This window comes from Actinorectispora metalli (genome assembly GCF_056323685.1).
The window spans coordinates 3,713,391-3,728,003 of record NZ_JBREYE010000001.1 but is presented as its reverse complement, the minus strand read 5'-3'; the positions used below and the strand labels follow the sequence as shown (position 1 = coordinate 3,728,003).

Sequence of the window (14,613 nt, the reverse complement as noted above, 5' to 3'; positions counted from 1 at the left end):
GATGATCACGCCCGTCCCGCTGACCCGGCTGCTCGCGTTGCCGCCGTGGTCGCACGCGGTGCGGGTGCTGGCGGGTGCGGCCGCCCTGCACCGGGTGGTGGAGACGGTGCACCCGCGCATCGACCTCACCGACGCCACCCCGCTGCCCAAACACGCGCTGGTGGTGGTGATCGCGCCGACCACGCTCACCGACTGGCGGCTGGACACGCTGATCCGCCGCAGCGCCGAGGCAGGCACCAGCGGCGTGCTGCTCCAGCTTGGCGATGGCGGCGGCGCGGTGTCGCACGCCACCTCGGCGCTGTGCGACCGGCTGGAGGTCGGGCTGCTCGCCAGCGCGGAGAACGCGCTCGACCTGGCCATGGCCGCCCAGCTGCACCTGCGGGCGCCGGAGGTGGACCAGGCCGGACTGGTGCTGGCCGTGCACCGCGCGCTGGGTCAGCGGCTGCTGCGGCCGTCGGAGATCGTGGCGGTGCTGACCGGGATGCTGGAAAGCCCGGTCGGGCTGCTGGACAACCAGGGCGCGCTGCTGGTCGGCGAGTTGGCCGACCCGGAGGAGCTGCCGCTCAACCACCCGGTGCGCCAGCACCTGACGGTGGGTGGCGGTGCGCTGCTCGGGCAGCCGGTGCTGAAGGTGCGCGGCGGCGGCGAGGGACGCCCGCTGATGTGGCTGGCCGCGCGGCTGCGCGGGTCGATGGCCGAGCGGGCGGACGCGGTGCTTGAGGCGTTGGCCGTGGCGGCGGACGCGGTGCAGCGCTGGCTGCTGGTGCAGCGGCTGGAGGACGAGCGGGACGCGCGCTCCCGCGCGGCGCTGCTCACCGACATCCTGGCGCTGGACGGAGAAGCGGGCACCGACCTGCGCGGCCGGGCCGCGGCGGTGGGCTGGCAGCTGGAGGGCTGGCACGTCGGCATCCGCATCGAACTGCCCGCGGGCGTGGAGATCGACGGTCGCGTCCAGGAGGTGCGGCGGGCCTTCGCGGCCGAGGGCATCGACGCCGCCGTGGTGGAGCACCGGGAGGGCTGGACGGCGTGGACCACCTTCGCCGACGAGCCCAGCGCCGAACAGGTTCGAATGCTGGCCGTGGGGCTGCGGTCGGCGCACCGCGAGCTGCGGGCCGTGCTGCCCGCGCGGATGGGCGTCGGCAGGCCGCATGCCAGGGCCGCCGGGCTGGCGGTCACGGTGGCCGAGGCGGGTGACGCAGCCCGGCTGGCCGCGGGTCGGGCGGAGGGCGGGCACTTTCTGCACGTCGACCAGCTCGGCATGTCGCAGCTGCTGTTGGAATGGACTCGAACGGACACCTTCGAACCGGCGGCACGCGCCCTGCTGGCGCCGTTGAACAACGCCACCGGCGATCTTGTCAGGACACTCGCCGCATATTTGGATTCCGAATCGTCCATTGCGGAGACGTCGGCGATCCTGGGCCTGCACCGAAATACGGTGGCGGCACGTATTGCCCGAATAGAGCAATTGCTCGCTGTTGATCTGCGGGACCGGGACGAACGACTTGCGCTGCATCTCGCGACACGCACTGTGCTGTTGCGCGAGGAATAACAGACGTAATGATGGGATGTGCCATGGATCACTATAATGCCCAAATGATGTCGCCTTGGGATGCCCCCGTTCGGCGCAGCATAACGCCGTTTGTGCGCAGACATTGCATCACTCGGGGTAATCTCGATTCGAGATCGCCCCTGGTCTAATCGGGTAAAGGCTGAAATATTCACGGACAGCTTCGCTGACGATCAGTATTTTCGCGTTTGCGAAGAGTGGTCCACGGGTGGGCGGAGGACCGGAAGGAGACGGGGGTCTCATGCGGCAACACAGGGAGCGGGCGCCCCGGCGACCCCGTTCCGCGGGGTCGCCGGTCGCCTGCGGTGCAGTGTCATCCTGCTGCGCCCAGGGCTTGGGGGTTGTCCTGGGATGCCTGCCGGACGACCGCGGTCTCGGGGCCGCTATCCCCGAGGGGGCCGCGAGATGAGCTTCACCAATCGCGACTCATACTCCACACCTCCCAACTGTCCACCTGGTGGACGCATGGATGTCGCCGTTCCGGCCGAACGACGGAAGCGATCGTTTTTGCATATCCGATCCTGGGGGATCTGGCAGCTGCCCTATGCGGCGGTCGGGTACGTCCTCGGTGTAGAAGTCATAGCACTTCTGGCGATGAGTTGGTATGTCGCACGGCCTTCACCCTGCATCGTCCGTGAATATGTGACAGCGCTGGTCCTGGTGGTGTGCGCGTCCCTTCACCTGTTTTATTCACGCTTCAACGAAAGCGACCGCAGGCATTTCAATCGGCAGCGGGAAGCCGGACCGCATATCGACTTCGCCAGCGCCTGGATGTTGCCTGCCGCAATTCTCCTACAACCATGGCTTTTCTTCACTGTCGTCCTGTGGATCAGAATCCAGCGGTACTTCCTCGCTCCGAAACCCACCCATCGCTACATATTCTCCACCACCAGCATTCTGCTCGCCGGATTGGTCGCCGCGATGGTGTACGACCTCCTCACCGCCTATGACATCTGGACCGTCGCGAACGGCCCGGCCAAGGCGCTGGAGCAGTCCACCGCCCTGCTGGCAGCGGCGGTGGCCTACGGCGGGGTGCAGGCCCTGCTGGTGGCGGGGGTGACGGCGCTGAGCGTGCCCAGGGCGCAGTGGAGCTCGTGCCTGCTGTTCGGGTCCAAGACCGCCAACCAGCTGGACGGCACGGTGCTGTGCGTCGGCGCCATGACCACGGTGGCGGCGGCGCACCTGCCGCTGCTGGTGGTCGGCCTGGTGCCGTTCGCGATCAAGGCCAACCGGCTGGCCTGGATCGAGCAGCTGGTGCGCAGCGAACGCGAGCTGCTGGAAGGCAAGGAACAGCTGGAAGCCCGTGCCAGGGAGCTGGCCGCGCACGCGCAGACCGACGCGCTGACCGGGGTGCTCAACCTGCGCGGCTGGGAAAGCAGGGCGCAACAGGTGTTCGCCGGGCATCGGCGGATCGCCGCCCTCGCGGTGGACCTGGACTTCTTCAAGCAGGTCAACGACACCTGGGGCCACCAGGCGGGCGATGACGCGCTGCGGGCGACCGCGGGCGTGCTGCGGGACCAGCTGCGCAGCAGCGATGTCATCGCCCGCGTCGGCGGCGAGGAGTTCCTGGTGCTGCTGCCCGACTGCGACGAGCCGCACGCACACCGGATCGCCGAGAAGATCAGGATCGGGGTGGCCCGAATCCAGCTGACCGTGCACGAGCACGGCCGCACCGCCACCGTGGCACCCGTGACCGCCTCGGTCGGCGTCAGTGTGTACCCGCAGGACGCGGGCACGCTGGAGGACCTGATCCGGACCGCCGACCTGGCCGTCTACGCGGCGAAGCGGGCGGGACGCAACCAGGTCAGCGTCGCGTCCACGCAGCGCCCTCGGGACCTCCCCGGCGCGCGCTGCGGCAAGGCGCCATCGCCCAGGGAGAACCTGACCTTCGGCTAGCCCAGCTTTTCCAGCAGCGCGGCCTTCTGCTTCTCGCCGAGCCCCGCCGCCCGGCGGTTCTCGTCGATCCCGACCTCCTGCAACAACGCGGTGATCTTGACCGGACCCAAGCCAGGGACGGCCCGCAGCAGCTGGGCGACCTTGGTCTTGCCCGCCACCGGGTCTTCCTTGGCCTTCTTCAGCACCTCGGACAGCTTCTTCTCACCGCTCTTCAGCGATGCCAGCAGCTGGGTCCGCGCCTGGCGGGCCTCGGCCGCCTTCTTCAAGGCCGCCGCTCGCTGCTCCGGGGTCATCTGGGGAAGTGGCACGATGCCTCCTAGAGCCTTCAACATGTACGCGCGCCCGTCGGCACGCGTGCCCATCATCACTGGTCAGACCCCCCTGCGCCGATCAAGCCCGCAAAAACCGGCCATCGGGTGAACAAGGTCAAGCCCGCTTTCGAGGCCTCAAGCCGTCAATAACGCCGTTATTCGAGGCTTTGGACCACGCACGCGAGTCGGGCGGTCACGCAGAGAATTGTGATCGTGATCTGTTCGTTGTAGTGGGCTTTCGGCGCGTCGCGCGGGCGGAACAGGCGATCGTGTGCGGCGGACGGCCGGTCGGCGGCGCGCGGGGATCGCGCTAGTCGGTCTCGCCTTCCTTGCGCGCGGCTTCGCGGCGGGCGATGGCATCGATCAGGTCGCTGACCATCGCCAGCCCGTCCGAGGACAGGTTCACGGCTCGCAGGGCAACGTTGCGGACCTCGGCCTTGCGCATCGCGGCCAGCAGTTCCAACTCGGCCTGGATCTGGGCGCTGCGCTCGTCGGGGAAGAAGTACGCCGCGGGCACCTGAAAGAAGTCGGCCAGTGCCTCGAGGTGACGCTTGGTCGGGTTGTCCCGCCGCCCGGTGCGCAACTGCCACAGATAGGTGGCGGAGAACGTCTCACCGGTGGCTTCCCGGCAAGCCTTGGCGACCTCCTCGTGGCTGTGCTGTTCCCCATCGGGGCGCCGGATGATCTGGAACAGCCTGTCGATCTTCTCGGCAAGCGTCGGTCCCTCGGCCATGACACCTCCCTACCACAATGATGCAGCCAGCATAGAGGACTTTGAGATCGTTATTCATCTCAGTTGACAAGCTTCCGGCGATCCGGGAGTCTGGCGGAAGACTCGATGTGAGCTGAGATGAATGCGCCTGGGGGTTGTAGTCATCTGGAGTTGGCCGGGGGGCCTGCCGCGTCGAGTCGTCCCGCGAGGCGTCGGCCGGGGCAACTGGGGGTATCCCGGCCGACGCCTTCGCTCCCACCCGCCGACGGCGCCCGAAGCGCGGTGTGGAGAATCGGGCGGTGCTGGTGGTGCATGGGCTTATGACCTCCTCGGGGCGGCTGGCGCTCTGGAGTGAGGATTCCGCCCTGCCCGCCCGGCAGACCGCCCGCACCGCGGATCGCCATCCGTTCGCCGCCGCCGAGCCACCACTTGGCGGGCTCATCCCGTCCGAGCTGACCCTGCTGCTGCCCAGCAGGGGCAACGCTCCGCTGCCCTCCCCCGAGCTCCTGCGCGAGGCAGCCGCACCGCGCGGCGCGTTGCGGCTGCGGCCGTGGCGGGTGCCGGTGCACCTCGCCGACGCCGCCGAAGCCGATGCGGTGCTCGGCGAACTCGCCGCCGCGGACCTGCGGCTAGGGGCGGCCCTCCACCACCTCCGCGCCGTATGTGAGTTCGCCGCCACGCTGGTCGACCGCGGCCGCGTGCTGCCCACCGTGGACCTGCGCGGGCCGTTCGCCCGGTGGCGGGCGGTCACCGCGGGCTCCGCCCGGTTCGCGCAACTGGTGCACGCCATGCCGCCCGTGCTGCGGGCCGAACAGGTCGACGGCGGCACCGGCCGGGACGCGGCCGAGGTACTCACCCGCGCCCTGGACGTGCTGGTGGACGCCGAGGTGCGCAACCGCATGCCGGAGCTTCCCTCCGCCACCCGCAGGACCGCGCAGGGGCGCTGGTTCGCCGCGCTGCTGGGGACGCCGCGGTTCACCGCGAAAGCCTCGGACGTGAGCAGGCTGGAGCGGCAGCTTGCCGAGTGGCAGGACGCCGCGCCGCGGGAAAGCCCGGTGCGCACCTGCTTCCGGCTGCGTTCGCCGGAGCAGGCCGAGTACCGCGACACCGACGACGGCTGGCGGCTGGAGTTCCTGCTCCAGGCGGTCGCCGATCCCAGCGTGCTGGTGCCCGCCGAGCAGATCTGGCGCTCCGACGACGCCGTGCTGCACCGCTGGGTGGACAGCCCGCAGGAGGAATTGCTCACCGGCCTCGGCAAGGCGAGCAGGCTGGTGCCCGAACTCGCCGAGGCGCTGCGCGAGCCCAAACCCGTCGGCATGGCGCTGGGTGCCGACGGGGCGTACGCGTTCCTGTCCGGGGCCGCGACCCTGGACCAGGCGGGGTTCGGGGTGCTGCTGCCGTCGTGGTGGCGGCGCACCGAGAAGCTGGGCCTGAAGCTGACCGCCCGCACCGGTTCCGCGGGCACGGTGTCCAAACAGGACGACTACGGGCTGAAGGCGCTGCTGGACTACCGGTGGGAGCTGGCGCTGGGCGGTGACACGCTGACGCAGGCCGAGCTGCTGGAACTGGCCGCCGCGAAGGTGCCGCTGGTGCGGCTGCGCGGCCGCTGGGTGCACATCGACCCGCAGCGGGTGGCCGCGGGCCTGAAGTTCCTGCGCGGGCAGGGACAGGGCCGGATGACCGCGGGCGAGCTGCTGCTCCAGTCCGGTGTGGACGCCGAGACCGAGCATCCGCTGCCGGTGGTCGAGGTGACCGCCGACGGCTGGGTCGGCGACCTGCTGTCCGGACAGGCGGATCGGCACCTGGCGCCGGTGGCCGAGCCGGACGGATTCGGCGCGACCCTGCGGCCCTACCAACGCCGCGGTCTGGCGTGGCTGTCCTTTCTGGACTCGCTGGGTCTCGGCGGCTGCCTCGCCGACGATATGGGCCTCGGCAAGACGGTGCAGCTGCTCGCGCTGGAGGCCGCCGCCCGCGCGGAGGGCAGGCGCCCGCCGACGCTGCTGGTGTGCCCGATGTCGGTGGTGGGCAACTGGCAGCGGGAGGCCGCGAAGTTCGCGCCGAAGCTGTCGGTGCTGGTGCACCACGGCTCGGACCGGCTTGGCGGCGAGGAGTTGGCGGAGGCCGCCGCGGGCTACGACCTGGTGATCACCACCTACGAGCTGGCGACGCGGGACGCCGAAGCGCTCAAGTCCGTGACCTGGGACCGCGTCGTGCTGGACGAGGCGCAGGCGATCAAGAACAGCGCCTCCCGCCAGTCCCGCGCGGTGCGGGAACTGCCCGCGCGGCAGCGCATCGCGCTGACCGGCACACCGGTGGAGAACCGGCTGGCGGAGCTGTGGTCCATCATGGACTTCGCCAATCCCGGCCTGCTCGGTTCGCTGAACACCTTCCGCGCCCGGTTCGCCGTCCCGGTGGAGCGCTACGGCGACACCGACGCCGCCGCCCGCCTGCGCCGCATCACCGGCCCGTTCGTCCTGCGGCGACTCAAGACCGACCCGAACATCATCGGCGACCTGCCGGACAAGCTGGAGATCAAGCAGCTCTGCAATCTCACCGTGGAGCAGGCGACCCTCTACAAGGCGGTCGTCGAGGACATGATGGAGAAGATCGCCTCCAGCGAGGGCATCGAGCGCAAGGGCCTGGTACTGGCGACGATGTCCAAACTCAAACAGGTCTGCAACCACCCCGCCCAGTTCCTCGGCGACGGCTCCCGGGTGGCGGGCCGGTCGGGAAAGCTGGCGCGCCTGGAGGAGATCCTGGAGGAAGTGCTCGCCGAGGGCGACAAGGCGCTGTGCTTCACCCAGTTCGCGCGGTTCGGCGGCCTGCTGGTGCCGCATCTGGCGTCCCGTTTCGACACCGAGGTGCTCTACCTGCACGGCGGCACGCCGAAGAAGGCCCGCGACGCCATGGTCGAGCGCTTCCAGTCCGCGGGCGGCCCCGCGGTGTTCCTGCTGTCACTGAAGGCGGGCGGCACCGGGCTGAACCTGACGGCCGCCAACCACGTCATCCACCTGGACCGCTGGTGGAACCCGGCGGTGGAGGAGCAGGCCACCGACCGCGCGTTCCGCATCGGCCAGCGCCGCGACGTGCAGGTGCGCAAGTTCGTCTGCATCGGCACCCTGGAGGAGAAGATCGACCAGCTGATCGAGGACAAGCGGGCGCTGTCCCAGCTCGTGGTCGGCAGCGGCGAAAGCTGGCTGTCCGAGTTGTCCACCGAGCGGCTCCGCGAGCTGGTCACGCTGTCCCCGGAGGCCGTGAGTGAGTAGTAACTGGGAGGACTTCGGCCCGCCGCTGCGGGTCGATGGCGGCATCAAGGCCCGCAGCACCCGAGGCGCCATCGCCAGAACCTGGTGGTCCCGCCGGTTCATCGACATGCTGGAGTCCTTCGGCCTCGGCGGCAGGCTGCAACGCGGCCGCAACTACGCCCGCGCAGGCCAGGTGCTCAGCCTGACGCTGTCCACCAGCGTGGTCATCGCGCAGGTCCAGGGCTCGCAGCCGCAGCCGTACAAGGTGCGGGTGGGCATCAAGGCGTTCACCGCCGGGGAGTGGTCGCGCATCGAGCAGGAGCTGGCGGGGCAGGCTCGCTTCGCCGCGCTGCTGCTGGCCGGTGAGCTGCCCGGCGACATCGAGCAGGCCTTCGAAAAGGTGGGGCTGCACCTGCTGCCGGAGGACTCCCGCGAGCTGTCCATGGACTGCACCTGCCCCGACTGGGGTGTGCCGTGCAAACACCTGGCCGCGGTGTTCTACCTGCTGGCGGAGAACTTCGACGCCGACCCCTTCGAGCTGCTCGCCTGGCGGGGCCGCGGACGCGACGAGCTGCTGACCAACCTCCGCGACCTACGCGGCGCCACCCCCATCCGCCCCGCCGAGGTACCCCTGGCGGACTGCCTGGAGAGCTTCTGGACCGCCCCCGAACTACCGTCCACACCGGACACACCCCCGGGCGAGGTCCGCGCCGACGCACTGCTCGACCAGCTCGGACCGTCCGGCATCACCCTGAGCGGCCACGAACTCGTCGAGTGCCTCCGGCCGGTCTACCAGGCCATCAGCCGTTGACCTCCAACCCCGCGCGAACCGCCGATTCCAACGCGCCCTCGATCCATGAGTGCTTCAGCGACGTGTGCTCCCCACCGGCGCCTCCTGCGTGGTGACGAAGGACGGCAGGTCGGTGAACTGACGCGGCAGGAACACCCGCCGCCTCGCCCGAGCGCGTACCAGTTGCGCAACTGGATCTGCGGTTTGCCCGTGCCCGGTATGGAACCGCTGGCCCGCTGTCTGGAGGGCCGGCTGACCGCCACGGTGCACGCCTCCGATGACGACGAACTGGCCGGCCCTCGATCCGGTCGCCGTACACCGCCCGCATACCGCGCAACGCGTAGGCGTAATGCTCGTCGTCAGAGCGAAATTCAGAGGCGGGCCTCCGTTGCCCTGATCACGCTCGCGAGCAGTCCCGCGCCCAGCGTGGTCAACTCGACCGGCACCATGTGCCCGACGCGCACCGCCCGCACCGGCCGGATCAGGCCCGCGTGGAACAGCCGCTGCGCCGAGATGTGGTCACACCACGAGCCGTCCACGTTGAGATCGCAGCCGCACCCCGCCAGCATCTGCGCCTTCCCAGCGGCGACCGCCCGCAGCATCGCCCGTTCACGGAAGTTGATCGAACCCCACTCCATCGCCCCTCACCCCTCGCGTGTTCGCTCTCTCGCTTGTGTAGACGCACGAGGACGCGCGGAGTTACCGGTCTGGCGGGAAAGCGTTCTCTTCGTGCCCGTACCGCCGACTGTTCGTTACCTGCGTCGGTTACCGACGAAGAGCCCGGACGCGACCACATGGCCCGCGGCGAATGGTGCCGTGCCGAACACCTGCCGGAACCGCTCGACACCCCGCTGGGCCAGCCGCAGCGCGGGCACGACGAGCCGCACCTCCTCCGGCCTCAGCGTCTTCTGCGCCGTGCCCGGCTCGTGCCGGAGGACGCACTCGGCCACGCCCTCGGCATCCCCGACCGCCACTATGGCCGACGTCTCGCCGCGCGCCAGATCGACGGCGAAGCTCCGCATGCTCAGCTGTGCCGCTTCCTTGGCGAACCGCACCCCTCCGAGAAAGGTCAGCTCGCCCGCGACAGTGTCCGCCCCGACCCAGCCGTCCCAGAGAGCACACTCCACCGTGTGCCCAGCCAACAGCTGGGCCTGCGGCACCGCCGCGAAGGAGATGCCGTGTTCACCCAGAACGCGCCGGGTCTCGGCGGTGAGCTCGAAGCGGCACCACCCGCTCTTGAACCGAATCGGCTCCGCGGCCGCCGCGGTACGCGCGAACAACGGCGTCAGCAACGCCCCCGCAATCAGGTGACGACGCTTCATGGTGGTTTCTCCTCAGCAGGCGTAGGCGCAGCTGATCTACCGCACTCCCCGCTGTGACACCAAATCCGCCATCACCCGAAAGTGAGCCGCGGCCACGCGAAGTCGGTGTTGTCCACGACAACGTCCACGAACCGAAGCGGGTCCACCTCGGCAAGGTAGAGCCGCATGGCGGGCAGATACCGGCCCCGGTGCAGCGCCTGGTCCTCGGCACCCCAGGCCGCATCCCGCTCCCACCCGCGGTGAATGGCCGTCTCGACATCGACCTCCAGCCAAATCCGGAGGTCCCAGTGCCGATTGATCTCCGGCCGGAACGCGAACACCCCGTCCACCACCAGCGCCGCATCCTCGGCAGCCCGGTTCACGACGTCGGTGTGCTCCAGCCCGGTCAGCGGATCGCGCAAGCACAACACGCACTCCCCACCCGCCGCGAACGGCTCCAACAGCAGACGCGTGAGGGCGTCGTAGTCAAAGGCGTTGCGGTAGTAACCCTCACCGGACTCCCGGTCGTAGAGGTGCCGGTCCCGCCACGGCCGCTTAAAGTCGTCCAGACAGGCCCGCAACACCGACCGCCCACCCCGGCCGAGGCTCTCGGCCAACTCATGCCCGAAGCTTGTCTTGCCCGCCGCGGTGAGCCCATCGATGGCAACCATGCGCCGCCCGCCGGCCACGCGCGCCGTGATCTCGTCCACCACCGCCGTCCGCTCCGCGGAAACGGGCGCAGGCAGCGGCTGCTGCCAGGTGGAGACCGACCTGATCACGCCCACCGCCGCCGCCCCACCCGAGGCGACCGCGCCCCCAGCAGCCGAGGCACCTTCGCAGGCGGCACCGGCCGGTCAAACGTGGCCAACGAGGCCCGCACCCGCGTACGGATGGTCAGAAAGTCGTACATGGACATCCCGGAAAGCAGCAACAACACCGCCGTCCCGATCACCTGCGGCCAGAACCACCACTGCCCCGCCGAGGCCGTGATCCCCAGCGCCCAACTCCCCACTAGCACCAACCCCGCCAGCACGTTCACCGCGATCCCACTCGGCGAGGACCGCCGCTGATGCGCAAGCTCCCCGGTGATGAACACCGGCTTGCCCAACGCATCGTTGGCCCACCGCTCCAGCCAATCCCGATGCTCCGCCATATGCGCAGCATCAATGGCACTGTTCAGATTCGACAACGCCACCACCGTCAACAGCACCGGCAGAATCGACAACGCGATGTCACCAATCCCCTTGGTAACCAACGCCGTGCTCAACGCCACCACAACCGCACTCAGGTTCGCCGTCTGAATCGACAACCGAAGCGTGTGCCGGATCTCGGTCTCCCTGGCGCGAATCTCCCCCGTGAGCTCCTCAATCCACTGATCCGCCACCCCAAGCCCCCTCACCCCAGCGTGGCCGCCACCAACCACATCCCACGCGCCCCGTCCGCCGACTCCACAATCGGCGTGATCGGCCGACCATATTCGACAGCCCGCTCAACCGAGTCGAAAACCTCAGCGTCCCAACCAAACCGCCGCAACCAGTCCGCCGGATGCTCATCCAACGCCGACAGCCACGCTTCCCGCGCCAGCCTCCCCAGCGACCCCTGATCCGCCGCGAGCACCCGACGCCGAGCCGCCATGACCTCCGCACTGAAATGCACCAACGCCAGCCTGCTCCCCGACACCGACTGTTCGGTCACCTGCGCAATCAGCCGATCGCAGTCCTCCTGCGTCAGGTAAAGCAGCAGCCCCTCCGCCACCCACACCGTCGGCCGCCGCGGATCAAACCCCGCCGCAACCAACGCCTCCACCCAGTCCTCCCGAAGATCCCCCTTCACCACAACCCGCTCACACCAAGCCACGGCCCCCGTCCTGGCCAGCACCAACTCCTTGAAGTCCACAACCTCGGGCACATCCACCTCGAACACCCGCGTCCCCTCCGGCCACTCCAGCCGAAACGCCCGCGAGTCCATCCCCGCCGCCAACAGAACAACCTGCCGCACATCGCGAGTCGCCTCCCGCAGAAAATCGTCCAGGAACCGAGTCCTGATCACGACGTTCTCCGCGATCGACAACATCACCTCCAACGCCACCCCATCCCAAGGCACCCCCCGCTCCGGCAACCCCGCCAACTCGGTCACCGCAGCCACAAACCCCTCCGCCAGCGGATCCGCAAACAACCGATCCGCCCGCGCCGTCTCCGCCGCCCTGATCCGCGCCACCCCCACCGCAGTAGCCCCAACCCCCTGCGGAACCCGCACCTCATCACCCATACGGAACAGTCTGCCGGTCAGATCAAGCTCAGCATGAGCACCGCTGTGTGCACCAGGAGCCTTAAGGCGCCGTTCGGTGCGGGCGGGCTTTCTGCTGATGGCGGGCACCCTCGCGAGGTTGGCCACCGTCGGGGTGTGGCCGGATGTGGTGAAGGTTTGACATAGGTTGGCGGAGTTTCGCGCCGGCCTCTTGGACGGCGGATAACGATTGCGCTATACTAAGTTCGGTGCCGCGCTCCCGGTGACCCCCAGGCTGGTTGAGCGCGGCGCTTTTTATTGTCCGGGGTTCCTTCGGTGTTGGCCTGTGAGCGGCGGGGCCTGGCCTGGTCAGGAGCCGAACCCCGGCCTTGAGGCGCTGCGTGTGGCGGGCGGACGCGAGATGGATTCATGGTCGCCGGACAATCGGTTGCACAATCAAGCTTTTATCACTGTCCGATAACGTCCGAATGCCCTGAACAGGGTGTGTGTTTTTCGTTAATGCACGAGGTCGGACTGCTGCGGGCCTGGTCACGTGCGTTCCTGCGGCGGATTCGGGTCGCTAAGATCGGTTCGTACGTATTCGGTCCAAGGCAAAATCCGTGCTGGTGGGGCCTGCATGGTGGGGAGTTCTAGTGCGTTTGGACGAAATGATTGGGCGGATCGTCGCGGCCAAGCGGGAGCAGTGGGCCGCGGGCGGGGTGGCGACGCCGCCGGGGGTCGAGCGGTCGCGGCCCGCGGAAGCGGGGCGGTTCGCGGCGGCGCTGCGCCAGGACGACGTGTCGATCATCGCCGAGGTCAAGCCGCGGTCGCCGTCCAAGGGCGAGTTGTGGCCCGCGAACAAGGCTGTCGACCTGGCGCGGGCCTATGCGGCGAACGGGGCCAGGGCGATCTCCGTGCTGGCCAACGAGCCGTTCTTCGGCGGGTCGCCCGCGCTGGTCGCCGAGGTGGCGGCGGCCGTGGACGTCTCCGTCCTCTATAAGGATTTCGTGGTGGACCCCCGGGAGGTGCGGCTCGCGCATGACTGCGGCGCCGACGGGGTGTTGGTGGTCGTGCGGTCCGTCGACGACGCCGAGCTCAAAGACATCGTGGACACCGCCCGCGAACTGGGACTCGACCCGCTGGTCGAGACCTTCGACGAGGGCGAGATCGAGCGGGCGCGGTCTGTCGGCGCGACGATCATCGGGGTCAACAACCGCGACCTGAACACCTTCACGGTGGATGTGGAGCGGGCGGCCCGGCTGCGCGCGCTGATTCCGAACGACGTGGTCGGTGTGGCGGAGAGCGGGATGAAGGACCGCTCCGACATCGAGCGGATCGCCGGGGACGGCTACGACTCGGCGCTCATCGGGGAGACGCTGCTGCGCAGCGCGGACCCCGGCGCGACGCTGAAATCCCTCACCGGGGTTCCCGCCAGGGCGCATGCTTGAGTCGCTGAGGAGCTTCGGTCTCCACACGCAGGCCATCGCGATCGTCTGCATGTGGGCGGTCACGCTCGTCCGGGCGCCGTCGGCGGTGCGGAACTCGGCGCAGCGCGGGGTGTGGGTGGCGGTCGCCATGACGGCGGCCGCCATGACCATTCACCACCCGAAGCTGGTCAGAGGGCTGTTCGAGCTCGTCGGGCAGAGCCACTTCGTGCCGTTGGCGGGCAACCTGTTCGGGATCCTCGCCGCGATCGCGGTGCTCGACTTCGTGGGCACCGCGGCGGGCACCCGATGGAATCCCCGCCTGCTCTACGGCGCCGCCGCGGCCATCCTCATCGCCATGCTTGTCCTGGACGTGCTCGCACCGCCGCACCTCTACCACCGGCCACCCGCTCCCTCGGTGCCGTACTGGCTGCTCGCCGCGGCCACCCACATCACCGTGAACTCGGCCTGCGTGTCGGTCTGCTGGCGCTACAGCAGGCACGGCGACAGCAGGATCCTGCGGATCGCGCTGGGGCTGTTCGGGGTCGGCGCCGGGCTGTTCGGGCTGTTCTGGACCTGCAACATCGTCTTCCTGTTCACCCTGTACACGCCGATTCAGGCGTTCATCCCGCTGATGATCAGCATCGCCGGGCTGCTGTACGCGGCGGCCACCTCGATCCCGCTGGTCTTCTCCCTCAGTGCGCGGGTGCGGGATCTGCGGACGTATCGGCGGCTGTGGCCGATCTGGACCGAGCTCACCGCCGCGGTGCCGCATGTCGCGCTCGCCCCCGCCTGCTCCCCGGCGCGGGCGCTGCTGCTGTCCTCCCGCGACCTGCAGCTGTCGGTGTACCGGATCGTGGTGGAGATCCGGGACGCGATCCTGATCCTGCGGGACTACGTCGCGCCCGCGGAGTTGGCCGAGGTGGAGGGGCGGCCGATGGTGCGGCGGACCCCGGAACCCGAGCGGGAGCCGGTCATCACCGCGCTCTGGCTGCGGAAGGCCCGCCAGGCCCGACTCGACGGCACACCCGCGCAGCCGCATCCGCTGAACGTCGCCAGCCTCGGCGGGGCCGACCTGGACACCGAGATCGAGTTCCTGCGCAAGGTCGCCACGGTGTACCGCAGCAGCGGGAGTCGGTAG

At 69.3% G+C, this 14,613-nt stretch carries 13 protein-coding genes; 6 read left to right on the top strand and 7 right to left on the bottom strand.

The features are described 5' to 3' along the window. The first annotated feature begins 1 nt into the window (after position 1). Positions 2-1,549 (top strand): helix-turn-helix domain-containing protein, encoded by a 1,548-nt coding sequence (locus tag ACU6XJ_RS17470; RefSeq protein ID WP_476312474.1) that lies wholly within the window; start codon positions 2-4, stop codon positions 1,547-1,549. Between the two features lie 939 nt (positions 1,550-2,488). After that, complete coding sequence (locus ACU6XJ_RS17465; protein WP_476312473.1) at positions 2,489-3,463, top strand: GGDEF domain-containing protein; 975 nt, start codon at positions 2,489-2,491, stop codon at positions 3,461-3,463. Here ACU6XJ_RS17465 and mihF read toward each other — a convergent pair. Both mihF and ACU6XJ_RS17455 read right to left on the bottom strand, forming a co-directional pair. Beyond that, a complete protein-coding gene (mihF, locus tag ACU6XJ_RS17460) occupies positions 3,460-3,771 on the bottom strand; it encodes an integration host factor, actinobacterial type (protein WP_476312471.1) in 312 nt (103 codons plus the stop codon). The genes ACU6XJ_RS17465 and mihF overlap by 4 nt on opposite strands. Before the next feature lie 313 nt (positions 3,772-4,084). After that, the gene (locus ACU6XJ_RS17455; RefSeq protein ID WP_476312469.1) at positions 4,085-4,507 is read right to left on the bottom strand and encodes an XRE family transcriptional regulator; all 423 of its coding nucleotides are present in this window, start codon (positions 4,505-4,507) and stop codon (positions 4,085-4,087) included. 278 nt (positions 4,508-4,785) lie between these two features. Between ACU6XJ_RS17455 and ACU6XJ_RS17450 the strand changes: the two genes are divergently transcribed. Beyond that, positions 4,786-7,752: an SNF2-related protein gene (locus ACU6XJ_RS17450; protein WP_476312467.1), complete on the top strand. Its 2,967-nt coding sequence runs from the start codon at positions 4,786-4,788 to the stop codon at positions 7,750-7,752. Further along, positions 7,745-8,542, top strand: a complete 798-nt coding sequence (locus ACU6XJ_RS17445; protein ID WP_476312465.1) for an SWIM zinc finger family protein — start codon at positions 7,745-7,747, stop codon at positions 8,540-8,542. The genes ACU6XJ_RS17450 and ACU6XJ_RS17445 overlap by 8 nt, the downstream gene beginning before the upstream one ends. 350 nt (positions 8,543-8,892) lie before the next feature. Here the strand turns inward: ACU6XJ_RS17445 and ACU6XJ_RS17440 are convergent, their stop codons facing one another. The 5 genes from ACU6XJ_RS17440 to ACU6XJ_RS17420 all read right to left on the bottom strand — a co-directional run bounded on the left by ACU6XJ_RS17440 (position 8,893) and on the right by ACU6XJ_RS17420 (position 12,198). Beyond that, on the bottom strand, positions 8,893-9,159 hold the full coding sequence (locus ACU6XJ_RS17440; protein WP_476312462.1) for a hypothetical protein: 267 nt from the start codon (positions 9,157-9,159) through the stop codon (positions 8,893-8,895). A 114-nt stretch (positions 9,160-9,273) separates the two neighbouring features. Beyond that, complete coding sequence (locus tag ACU6XJ_RS17435) at positions 9,274-9,843, bottom strand: hypothetical protein (RefSeq protein ID WP_476312459.1); 570 nt, start codon at positions 9,841-9,843, stop codon at positions 9,274-9,276. A 71-nt stretch (positions 9,844-9,914) separates the two neighbouring features. Next, the gene (locus ACU6XJ_RS17430; protein WP_476312457.1) at positions 9,915-10,601 is read right to left on the bottom strand and encodes a nucleoside/nucleotide kinase family protein; all 687 of its coding nucleotides are present in this window, start codon (positions 10,599-10,601) and stop codon (positions 9,915-9,917) included. Continuing rightward, complete coding sequence (locus tag ACU6XJ_RS17425; protein ID WP_476312455.1) at positions 10,598-11,206, bottom strand: hypothetical protein; 609 nt, start codon at positions 11,204-11,206, stop codon at positions 10,598-10,600. Before ACU6XJ_RS17425 ends, ACU6XJ_RS17430 begins: the two co-directional genes overlap by 4 nt. 11 nt (positions 11,207-11,217) lie before the next feature. Continuing rightward, complete coding sequence (locus ACU6XJ_RS17420) at positions 11,218-12,198, bottom strand: SAM-dependent methyltransferase (RefSeq protein WP_476312452.1); 981 nt, start codon at positions 12,196-12,198, stop codon at positions 11,218-11,220. Between the two features lie 503 nt (positions 12,199-12,701). Between ACU6XJ_RS17420 and ACU6XJ_RS17415 the strand changes: the two genes are divergently transcribed. Both ACU6XJ_RS17415 and ACU6XJ_RS17410 read left to right on the top strand, forming a co-directional pair. Beyond that, a complete protein-coding gene (locus ACU6XJ_RS17415; protein WP_476312450.1) occupies positions 12,702-13,496 on the top strand; it encodes an indole-3-glycerol phosphate synthase TrpC in 795 nt (264 codons plus the stop codon). Continuing rightward, positions 13,489-14,613: an MAB_1171c family putative transporter gene (locus ACU6XJ_RS17410; RefSeq protein ID WP_476312447.1), complete on the top strand. Its 1,125-nt coding sequence runs from the start codon at positions 13,489-13,491 to the stop codon at positions 14,611-14,613. Before ACU6XJ_RS17415 ends, ACU6XJ_RS17410 begins: the two co-directional genes overlap by 8 nt.

Coding starts and splice junctions, on each gene's coding strand:
- ACU6XJ_RS17440 (WP_476312462.1), bottom strand. CDS start 9,159: ATGGAGTGGGGTTCGATCAACTTCCGTGAACGGGCGATGCTGCGGGCG.
- ACU6XJ_RS17465 (WP_476312473.1), top strand. CDS start 2,489: ATGGTGTACGACCTCCTCACCGCCTATGACATCTGGACCGTCGCGAAC.
- ACU6XJ_RS17410 (WP_476312447.1), top strand. CDS start 13,489: ATGCTTGAGTCGCTGAGGAGCTTCGGTCTCCACACGCAGGCCATCGCG.
- ACU6XJ_RS17470 (WP_476312474.1), top strand. CDS start 2: ATGATCACGCCCGTCCCGCTGACCCGGCTGCTCGCGTTGCCGCCGTGG.
- ACU6XJ_RS17455 (WP_476312469.1), bottom strand. CDS start 4,507: ATGGCCGAGGGACCGACGCTTGCCGAGAAGATCGACAGGCTGTTCCAG.
- ACU6XJ_RS17435 (WP_476312459.1), bottom strand. CDS start 9,843: ATGAAGCGTCGTCACCTGATTGCGGGGGCGTTGCTGACGCCGTTGTTC.